The following is a 529-nucleotide window of genomic DNA, read 5'->3' as shown; positions in this document are numbered from 1 at the left end:
GTTATGCCCGCTTCTTCCAAACGTATTCGCGTGTTTGCCAATGCCTGCTCTTGCACGTCAAACGCCCACACTTTCCCGCCGCTACCGACTGAACGCGCCAGCATCAGCGTATCGTTGCCGTTTCCCGCTGTGCCGTCCAAAGCGCGGGCATCGGGTTTCAAGGCTTGTTTGAGAAGCGTGTGTGCAAAAGGGAGGATGTTTTCAAGCTGCATAAGATGAAACCGTCCAGAGGTCGTCTGAAAATAAAAATACCTTACCGGTCAAGCGGTAAGGTATCAGAATCGATTAATGCGTTACATACATTATTCGGCAGGTTGCACGGTCTCAACTTGAACCGGGGCAGCCGCAGCGGCTTGGGGTTTGTTCTCGTGTTGCAGGCTCACGGCACGGGCAGGAACGATAGTTGAAATCGCGTGTTTATAAACCATTTGGGTAACGGAAGTATTACGCAGCAGAACGACGTATTGGTCAAACGACTCGACTTGGCCTTGCAGTTTGATACCGTTGACCAGATAAATCGAAACCGGAA

General features: G+C 51.0%; 2 protein-coding genes. Both read right to left on the bottom strand.

Annotation, left to right across the window (positions count from 1 at the left end):
- Window positions 1-212 (bottom strand): class I SAM-dependent methyltransferase (locus ACTHUR_RS17855; RefSeq protein WP_440400075.1); only part of this gene is annotated, 212 nt, incomplete at its 3' end.
- 90 nt (window positions 213-302) lie between these two features.
- A partial coding sequence (gene hfq, locus ACTHUR_RS17850; protein WP_440400073.1) for an RNA chaperone Hfq occupies window positions 303-529 on the bottom strand: 227 nt, incomplete at its 5' end.

The organism is Neisseria sp. P0021.S007 (assembly GCF_051956855.1).
The sequence above is the reverse complement of the archived record's forward strand: the minus strand, read 5'-3'. Positions and strand labels throughout refer to the sequence as shown.